General features: G+C 66.6%; 9 protein-coding genes. All 9 read left to right on the top strand.

Features of this window, described 5'->3' with window-relative positions:
- Window positions 1–358 precede the first annotated feature (358 nt).
- The 9 genes from AC5O77_RS17375 to AC5O77_RS17335 all read left to right on the top strand — a co-directional run bounded on the left by AC5O77_RS17375 (window position 359) and on the right by AC5O77_RS17335 (window position 8,273).
- On the top strand, window positions 359–772 hold the full coding sequence (locus tag AC5O77_RS17375; RefSeq protein ID WP_494506989.1) for a YciI family protein: 414 nt from the start codon (window positions 359–361) through the stop codon (window positions 770–772).
- A gap of 68 nt (window positions 773–840) precedes the next feature.
- Window positions 841–1,263, top strand: coding sequence for a VOC family protein (locus AC5O77_RS17370; protein ID WP_012509913.1), 423 nt, complete (start codon window positions 841–843; stop codon window positions 1,261–1,263).
- 34 nt (window positions 1,264–1,297) lie between these two features.
- On the top strand, window positions 1,298–1,708 hold the full coding sequence (locus AC5O77_RS17365) for a VOC family protein (protein ID WP_494506988.1): 411 nt from the start codon (window positions 1,298–1,300) through the stop codon (window positions 1,706–1,708).
- 24 nt (window positions 1,709–1,732) lie between these two features.
- Window positions 1,733–2,089, top strand: a complete 357-nt coding sequence (locus AC5O77_RS17360; protein WP_032128771.1) for a DUF1428 domain-containing protein — start codon at window positions 1,733–1,735, stop codon at window positions 2,087–2,089.
- Window positions 2,090–2,134: 45 nt separating this feature from the next.
- Window positions 2,135–3,397, top strand: coding sequence for an RNA polymerase sigma factor (locus AC5O77_RS17355; RefSeq protein WP_494506987.1), 1,263 nt, complete (start codon window positions 2,135–2,137; stop codon window positions 3,395–3,397).
- Window positions 3,398–3,504: 107 nt separating this feature from the next.
- On the top strand, window positions 3,505–4,701 hold the full coding sequence (locus tag AC5O77_RS17350; RefSeq protein WP_049398325.1) for a hypothetical protein: 1,197 nt from the start codon (window positions 3,505–3,507) through the stop codon (window positions 4,699–4,701).
- The gene (locus AC5O77_RS17345) at window positions 4,692–5,792 is read left to right on the top strand and encodes a hypothetical protein (RefSeq protein ID WP_019337987.1); all 1,101 of its coding nucleotides are present in this window, start codon (window positions 4,692–4,694) and stop codon (window positions 5,790–5,792) included. Before AC5O77_RS17350 ends, AC5O77_RS17345 begins: the two co-directional genes overlap by 10 nt.
- Before the next feature lie 134 nt (window positions 5,793–5,926).
- On the top strand, window positions 5,927–6,604 hold the full coding sequence (locus tag AC5O77_RS17340) for a hypothetical protein (protein ID WP_004140043.1): 678 nt from the start codon (window positions 5,927–5,929) through the stop codon (window positions 6,602–6,604).
- Window positions 6,605–6,620: 16 nt separating this feature from the next.
- Window positions 6,621–8,273, top strand: coding sequence for a CsgG/HfaB family protein (locus AC5O77_RS17335; protein WP_478058600.1), 1,653 nt, complete (start codon window positions 6,621–6,623; stop codon window positions 8,271–8,273).
- Window positions 8,274–8,584 lie beyond the last annotated feature (311 nt).

Raw genomic sequence — 8,584 nt, 5'->3', positions numbered from 1 at the left:
GGCTTTGACCGATGTGGAGGTCTTGCAGGCCTCTTTGGCGACCTGCAGTTTGAAACGCGCGTCGTATTTGTTCATGTATCCCTCGGGGTTGGATCTGGTGTCCAACTCCCGGGGGTCACTTCATGGACGGGTTTACGGCGTCCCCCGACCCGCCTACCCACCCGGCCAAACCTATGAACCCGAGCTTTTCAGCGACCAACCCACCCCCACCACGGAGGGGCTCCGCCGTTCGCTGACCTCCGCCGAAGGCGCGCTTTCCGCGGAAGAAATAATTTTCAAAAGACGTGTCGATTCCCAGCCCCCTGGTTCGTTGTACCCAGTGAAGGGCACGCACCACGCGTCCCCACGGGAGACCGCAATGAAAGTGATGGTGATCGTGAAGGCCAACGCCGACTCCGAAGCCGGCCGCATGCCCAGCGAACAGGAATTGTCCGAAATGGGCACCTTCAACGAACAACTCGTGGCCGCCGGCATCATGCTGGCCGGTGAAGGCCTGCATGCCACCCAGCGCGGACGTCGCATTCATTTCGGCGGCGGCGCGCCCAAGGTCGAGGCCGGTCCGTTTGGCCCAGCCAGCGAACAGATCGCCGGCTTCTGGCTGTGGGAGGTGCGCTCGCTGGACGAGGCCGTTGAATGGGCCAGCCGCGCGCCGTTCAACAGTGGCGGCACGCTGGAGCTGCGCCCACTGATCTCCGCCGAAGACTTCGGTGAAGCCTTCACCCCCGAATTACAGCAGCAGGAACAGCGTCTGCGTGCACAGCTGGAAGGTTGACCCGATTCATTTCCCCCGCCGGGCATGGCCCGGCGCCACCACCCTGAAACCCACGACGGAGCATTGCCATGAAATTGATTCCCTTCCTCGGCTTCAGCGGCCAGGCCCATGAGGCGATGGCGTTCTATGCCAAGGCACTCGGTGGCCAAGTCACCTCGGAAATGAAATACCGCGACATGCCGCCCTCCGATGGCTCGCCGGGCTGCAACGAGATGCCTCCGGAAACCCTGGACCACGTCGCGCACAGCCAGCTGGAAATCGGTAGCGCCATCGTGATGGCGGCCGACGGTCCCGGCGGCGGCGAGGGTGGCTCGACCACCATCAATGTCGACGTCGACAGCATCGAAGAAGCCGAACGCGTGTTCGCCGCGCTGGCCGACGGTGGCCAGGTGCAGATGCCGATCGCCGAAACGTTCTGGGCGCACCGCTGGGGCATGTTGATCGACCGCTACGGCAAGCCGTGGATGGTCAACTGCATGAAGCAGCCCTGATTCTTCTTTCTTTCATCCACAAGGAGCTTTACCGATGAGTGCACCACAACCGCAGATGATCTTCGTCAACCTGCCCGTGCAGGATCTGAACGCATCCAAGGCCTTCTTCGCCGCGCTGGGCTACAGCTTCAACCCGACCTTCACCAATGACGATGCGGCCTGCATGGTCATCAGCGAGAGCATCTTCGTGATGCTGCTGACCCAGCCGTTCTTCAAGCAGTTCACCAACAAGGCGATTGCCGATGGGCACAGCCACACCGAGGTGATCACCTGCCTGTCGGCCGACAGCCGCAAGGCGGTGGACGTGATGGTGGACAAGGCGCTCGCGGCGGGTGCCAGCGAACCGCAGCCGGCGCGCGACTACGGCTTCATGTACCAGCGCGGCTTCCAGGACCTGGATGGGCACCTCTGGGAAATCGCACACATGGACGGCGAGCCGGGCTGATGGCCGCCGCAAGGGAGAACCCTCATGGCTTACGTGGATGCTTACGTGCTGCCGTGCCCACAGGACAAGGTGGCGGCCTACCGCCGCCTTGCCCGCAAGGCCGGTGCGGTGTGGAAGGACCATGGCGCGCTGCAGTACATGGAATGCGTGGCTGACGATGTGGAACCGGGAAAGAGCACGTCCTTCCCGCGTGCGGTCAAGGCAAAACCGGGTGAAACGGTGATCGTCGCCTTCGTGGTGTTCCGTTCGCGCGCGGCGCGCGACCGTATCAACGCGAAAGTGATGGCGGACCCGCGGCTGGCGTCGCTGGGCCCGAAGGACATGCCGTTCGACACCAAACGCATGTTCTGGGGCGGCTTCAAGCCGATTGTTGAAGCGTGAGCCACGGCGCTTGTGCGGGCCACGCCTGCGTGCTGTGATCGGCGCATGCTCGAGCCCGCACTGACGCAGCGTCTGGAAACCCTCTGGCGGATGGAGTCGCCGGTGTTGATCGCGCGCCTGGCGCGGCTGCTCGGGGGCGATGTCGGCCGTGCCGAGGAGCTGGCCCAGGACACCTGGCTGGCCGCGCTGGAGCGCTGGCCGGAGCAGGGCATCCCGGACAACCCCGGAGCCTGGCTGATGACCACTGCGCGCAACCGTGCCATTGATGTACTGCGCCAGCACCAGCGGGTGGCGCAGCAGCATGCGCAGTGGGGCGAGGAACTGCATCCGGCGCCGCTGCCGGCGCCCGATGACAGTCAGGCGCTGGAAGATGATCTGGGTGACGACCTGCTGCGGCTGATGTTCGTGGCCTGCCATCCGGTGCTGCCGGCCGATGCACGGGTGGCATTGACCCTGCGCCTGCTCGGTGGCCTGACCACCGTCGAGATCGCGCGCGCCTTCCTGCAGCCCGAGCCGACCATCGCCCAGCGCATCGTGCGCGCCAAGCGCACCTTGGCGCAGAAGCAGGTGCCCTACGAGGTCCCGCGTGCTGACGCGATGCCCGAGCGGCTGACATCGGTGCTGGAGGCGATCTACCTGGTGTTCAACGAAGGCTATGCGGCCAGTGCCGGTGATGACTGGATGCGTCCGACGCTGTGCGAGGAGGCATTGCGGCTCGCGCGCATCCTGGCGCACCGGCTGCCGGTGCCGCCGGTGCTGGGCCTGCTGGCGCTGATGGAGCTGCAGGCCTCGCGTGCCGCGGCACGGACCGATGCGCAGGGCATGCCGGTACTGCTGGACCAGCAGAACCGCGCGCGCTGGGACTGGCTGCAGATTGAACGCGGGCAGCAGGTGCTGGCGCGCGCGCTGGCCGCCGGTGGCGCTGATGATCCCTATGTACTGCAGGCGCGTATCGCAGCGTGCCATGCAGCGGCGCGCCGCCCCGAGGATACCGACTGGCCGCGCATCGCAGCGCTCTATACGCAGCTGCTGCAGGTGCAGCCCTCGCCGGTTGTTGCATTGAACCGCGTGGTGGCGATACTGCGCAGCGACGGTGCCTTCGCGGCGTGGGCGCAGCTGCAGCCGTTGCTGGTGGACGCGCGACTGCGCGAGTACGCGCCGCTGCAGGTGGTGCGCGGGGAGCTACTACAGGCGCTGGGGCGCGACCTGGACGCACGTCACGCTTTTGCGGAAGCCGCCAGACTCAGCCAGAACCAGGCAGAGCGGGGCCTGCTGCGGCAACGGGCCGGCCTGCCTCCCACGGAGTGACCTCGACGAAGGCAGCACTTGTCGGCGGGCCCGCGAGCCGTTATGTTTCGCGCCCAGCGGACGCGTCAGCGTCCACTTTCCATGCGTATTGACCGAGGAGCGGTTGGATGTATTCAAGGACGAAGAGCGCATCGCGCGCTTTTGCGCGCCTGCTTGCCTGTGCCCTGTGCTTGGCCGTATGGCCGATGGCCGTACAGGCGGCAGACAAATCACAGCAGGCCTATTGGGCCGGTTTTGCCTATACCGCTGATGCCGCTGCCGTGCAGGCGACCACGCCGCATGCGCACGCCGTGCTGGAGAAGCGTGGCTTGATCCCGCTCAACCAGACCCTGGGGCAGGGGCTCAAGCGTCGCCCGCCGGCCAATCTGGAACTGATCGACCAGCCGGTGGCGATGCTCGACGGCACCACCAGTGCGACAGTGCTGGCCGCGGCACTGGACCGCGAACTGGTCTCGGTCGAGCCGATCGGCGACCAGTACAAGGTGCTGGTGGAAGTGGCGCTGCAGGCGCTGTTCTTCGATTTCCGCGAGCGCCAGGTGATCGCGTCCTATCCGCTTACCCTGCAGCGCATCGACGTGCAGGATTACCGGCCGGACAACGACGATATCGACGCGATCGTCGCCGATCTCCTGTATGGCAGCGCCGATACCAGCCTGTCGCAGGTGCTGGCTGCCAGCCTCGCCCAGGCCAGGCTGCCCGATGCCGCCGTGCGTCGCCTGCAGGTCGGTGGCGTAACTCTGTCCGACGCGGTCCGCGCCAAGCTGCCCGACCCGAAGTGGGAAGCCCCGCTGCGCGCCACGCTGGCCCATGAGCTGTCCAAGACGCTGTCGTCCAATACCGGCGTCGGTCTGCTGCCGCCGGCCTCGGGCCAGGCGATCGGTGGTGCGATGGCGGCGCGCTTTGCCGACGGCAAGGTCTACCAGCTGAAGATTCCCGAGCCGGACTACGTCATCAACCTGCAGGTGGATGCGCTGAAGAACGGCGTGATCGAAGAAACCCCGGCGATGAAGACGATGCTGTTCGGCGCGTTCTTCACCGCCAAGGTGACCGAGCCGTTCTCCGGCAAGGTCTATTTCGAACAGCCGCTGCGCAAGGGTGCCACCAAGGTGGTGCCGGTCACGCAGTGGCAGGTCGACCAGTGGTCGGCCAGCTACGAAACCCTGCTGGCCGGCTTCGACGCCTTCGCCGGCGCCGCCGCCAAGCGCGCCGATTCGCGCGGCTGGCTGGACGAACAGAAGCCGGGCGGCCGCCCGTTGCAGCAGCAGACCCAAGCCCTCCAGGAGTTGATCAAGTCATGTCGTTGATGCGTACCATCCTGCTCATCCTCATCGCCCTGGTGGTGGCCTCTCCGGTCGCTGCGCAGACCGCCAGTTCGCGCGGAACCGGTTCGGCCAGCTACGGCCTGCGCCTGAGTGCCGACACCCGCGCCCAGGCCCTGAACAAGGCCAAGGTCAATGCACTGGAGGCGTACATCGCTGAAACCGGTGCGGCCAAGCTGCGCCTGTTCGAAGCCCGCCGCGCCGAGTTCATCGGCGAGATCGATCGCTACGTGCTCAGTGCCGTGCAGCTGTCGGACACCGAAGACAAGAAGGCCAAGACCTACACCGTCACCGTCCGCGCCGAGATCAACACCACGCTGCTGCAGACCAAGCTGGATGCCGGCTCGGCCGTGGCCGGTGCCACCGCCGCGCAGCGCTCGCTGCTGACCTTCCTGTTCATGGCGCGCTCGCAGGACACCGTGCAGTCGTTCCAGGACAAGGAATACCGCCGCGTCGACGCCAGCAGCAGCTACAGCGAGAATACCCGCGAAGGCGACAGCTTCCGCGGCAACTCGGTCAGCACCAACGGCAGCATCAACCAGAACGGTTCGATGTCGGTCACCAGCGGTGGCAGCACCACCCAGCGCAGCGACAACATCAGCTGGAAGGTGGCCAACGCCGCCGAAGTGAACACCGCGATGACCGGCGCCTTCAGCGCCGCCGGCTACGAAGTGGTTGAAGCCGAATACGTGGAAGGCGAATCGCGCGGCCTGCTCAGCATCGAGCGTATCCGCAAGGACTTCAGCACCGGCAACGACCTGGCCCCGGCCACCCTGCGTGATACCGCCAACGGCATCCGTGCGGCCAACATCCCGTACATCGCCGTCGGCACCCTCGACGTCGGCATGCGCGACCGCGACCCGGCCAGCGGCAACACCCGCGTGTTCGTCACCGTCACCGGCAAGGTGCTGGACGTGACCGGTCGCTTCCCGCGCACCGTGTCGTCGGTGGGCCCGGTGCAGTTCTCCGGTACCGGCCCGAACGAAACCGTCGCCCGTACCAACGCGCTGCAGCTGGCGGCTGAAAAGGCTGCCCAGCAGATGATCAACGAACTGAACGTCAAGGCGGTTCGTTGACGTTACCGCTGCGCTCGCCGGGCATGGCCCGGCGCTTCCGGCTCTGGTGGGTGCCGCGCTTGCTCGGCACTGACCCGCTGCCATACCCGATCTTGCGCGCCGCATCGCGGCCGTCTCTCCCAAAGGACTCTCACATGATCCGCAATACTGCTCTTGTCGTGGCCATCGCGGCCGCCACCCTGTCGATGCCGGCCCACGCCCAGTTCGGCAAGCTGAAGGACCTGGCTGGCGCCGCTACCGGCACCTCCAGCAGCAGCGCCTCCAGCGCCGCCGCTCCGGACGAAGCCGCGCAGGAAGCGCTGGTGCGTCGTTTCGTCAGCTCGCAGTCGCACTCTCTGCAGGCCCAGACCTCGTTCGCCCGCGCCTTCGGCCTGGCCGAGCAGGTGCAGCTGCTGGAAGCCGAGCGCCAGGCGCTGTCGTCCGGTTCGGTCAGCGTCGATGCCATGAAGAAGTCGGTGTCGGTCAGCGAAGCCGCCCAGGCGGCCATCAACGAGCGCCAGGCCGCACAGCCGGAACTGAACGCTGAATCCAAGCAGCACTACGCCGAAGGCCTGGTCTCGCTGCTGTCCTCGGCTGCCGAAGCGCAGAAGCTGGGCGGCGAAGCCAGCAGCTTCACCGCCGGCATGAAGAACCTGGGCGCGACCCAGCTGGCCACCGTCGGCCGCAAGCTGGCTGCCGGTGCGTGGGTGGCCAAGGAATCGCCGGGCTTCATCAAGGGCCTGTACGGTTCGACCAAGTCGGCCGTGACCTTTGCCAAGAAGAGCAAGGTGAAGGTGCCGTCCAACGCCGATTCGATGCTCGACTCGCTCTGATCCGAGGCGAATCTCCATGCGTATGACAACCCGTTTGATCGGCCTGGGCCTGGCCGCCGCGCTGCTTGCAGCCTGTGGCAAGCAGGACACCCCGGCTGCCGCGCCCACACCCGCCAAGGACAAGGCAACCAGTGCACTGGCCAGCAATGCGCCAGTGGAAGCAGCGCCCCTGCGTGGCACGCCGGATTTCGGCGGCACCACCCAGGTCGCGCGTGAAGCCGACGGTATCGGCAGCACCCCGGAACTGGCGGTGCTGGCGGCATTGCAGTCGGCGGTGGCGCAGGTCAACGGCGTACGCGTGGCCAGCCAGATGCAGAGCCTGCGTGCAGGCCTGCATGTGGATGTGGATGGCGAACACGTCGGCGATATCCGCGCCGACGCGTTCACCCAGCAGATGATCGCCGGCTCGCAGGGCGCGGTGCTGGGCTATGAAATCCTGTCGCAGGATGAAGTGCGGCAGCTGGACGAGGAAACCATCGCCCGCGTGCGCGCCAGCGACGAAGGCGGGAGCTTCAAGGGCTCGGCGTCGGCCAGTGCCTCCGGCGAAGCCTCGGCCAAGAGCGGTTCGGCCTCGGCCAGCGTCAGGGAAAGCTACGACGAGAAGGTCAGCGTCGATGCCAAGCGTGGCGCCAGTTCGTTCGATTCCGACGTGACCCATCGCAGCATGCGCAGCTACTGGAAGGTGCGCGTGCGCGCACAGATCGCCCAGTACCGCGCGCCGGACGAGCAGGGCAAGCCGAAGATCGTGGTTGCACTGCCGCGCACCAAGGCCGGCAGCTATGCCGTGGGCGACGGCCGCGTGGACGCGGACGAAGTGGCCGACGCGATCCGCGCACGCCTGTCCGACACGTTGACCCAGACCCAGCGCTTCATCGTGCTGGACCGCGAGTTCGGCGACGAACTGCAGGCCGAGATCGACCACATCAACAGCGGCAACGTACGCCTGCAGGACACCGCACGCGTCGGCCAGCAGCTGGCGACCGATCTGATCCTGATCCCGACCATCGAACGCTTCGAGTACCCGCGCAGCGTGCGCAACCTGCGCATGTCCGACCGCCAGGTGACCTCGTACTCCGGTGGCGGCCGCATCACCCTGCGCTTGGTCAACGCCACCACCGGCCAGGTGGTGATGTCTGACAGCTTCGACCACCAGCTGGCCTCGACCGGCCCCAGCACCCTGCCGCGCGTGGTCAACGGCCGCAACATGGCCGCGGCGATGATGGAATCGCTGTCCGGCCAGATCGGTACCACCATCGTCACCACGCTGTTCCCGGTGTCGGTGGTTTCGGTGGACGGCGACCAGGTGGTGCTGAGCCAGGGCGGTGACACCGTGCAGGCCGGCCAGCGCTGGCAGGCCGTGCGCCTGGGCGAAGAACTGAAGGACCCGCAGACCGGTCGCTCGCTGGGCCGCAGCGAACACCCGTGCTGCACCATCCGCATCGACCGCGTGGCCGCACAGACCTCCTACGGCACCATCGAAGACGGCGTTGACGCCATGCGCGGCGGCTTCCGTCCGGGCCAGATTGAACTGCGCCAGAAGCTGGGCAGCAAGCCGGCCGCTGCCGCTGCCGGCGCAACGGCCTCGGCTGCACCGGCCGCCGCCGCGCGCCCGGCGGCCAAGCCGAAGCCCAAGCCCGCTGCCGCCCCGGCCGAAGACCCGAACTGGTAACAGGCTCAAGCAACACACCGATGGGGTCAGAGACCGTTCCCGCTGGGAAAGGGAACTGACCCCTTCTTGTTTCCGTCCGTGTCGACCAAGGTCGACACCTACCACCGCGGCGTGTCGACCAAGGTCGACACCTACCAACAGCGGCGTGTCGACCAAGGTCGACACCTACCAACAGCGGCGTGTCGACCAAGGTCGACACCTGCCAACAGCGGCGTGTCGACCAAGGTCGACACCTACCAACAGCGGCGTGTCGACCAAGGTCGACACCTACCAACAGCGGTGTGTCGACCAAGGTCGACACCTACCAACAG

The sequence above is a fragment of the Stenotrophomonas sp. INTA L402-1 genome, assembly GCF_059295135.1.
The sequence above is the reverse complement of the archived record's forward strand: the minus strand, read 5'-3'. Positions and strand labels throughout refer to the sequence as shown.

Bases quoted from the DNA above. Each gene is read 5' to 3' on its own strand.
- AC5O77_RS17375 (WP_494506989.1), top strand. From the start codon at position 359: ATGAAAGTGATGGTGATCGTGAAGGCCAACGCCGACTCCGAAGCCGGC.
- AC5O77_RS17370 (WP_012509913.1), top strand. From the start codon at position 841: ATGAAATTGATTCCCTTCCTCGGCTTCAGCGGCCAGGCCCATGAGGCG.
- AC5O77_RS17365 (WP_494506988.1), top strand. From the start codon at position 1,298: ATGAGTGCACCACAACCGCAGATGATCTTCGTCAACCTGCCCGTGCAG.
- AC5O77_RS17360 (WP_032128771.1), top strand. From the start codon at position 1,733: ATGGCTTACGTGGATGCTTACGTGCTGCCGTGCCCACAGGACAAGGTG.
- AC5O77_RS17355 (WP_494506987.1), top strand. From the start codon at position 2,135: ATGCTCGAGCCCGCACTGACGCAGCGTCTGGAAACCCTCTGGCGGATG.
- AC5O77_RS17350 (WP_049398325.1), top strand. From the start codon at position 3,505: ATGTATTCAAGGACGAAGAGCGCATCGCGCGCTTTTGCGCGCCTGCTT.
- AC5O77_RS17345 (WP_019337987.1), top strand. From the start codon at position 4,692: ATGTCGTTGATGCGTACCATCCTGCTCATCCTCATCGCCCTGGTGGTG.
- AC5O77_RS17340 (WP_004140043.1), top strand. From the start codon at position 5,927: ATGATCCGCAATACTGCTCTTGTCGTGGCCATCGCGGCCGCCACCCTG.
- AC5O77_RS17335 (WP_478058600.1), top strand. From the start codon at position 6,621: ATGCGTATGACAACCCGTTTGATCGGCCTGGGCCTGGCCGCCGCGCTG.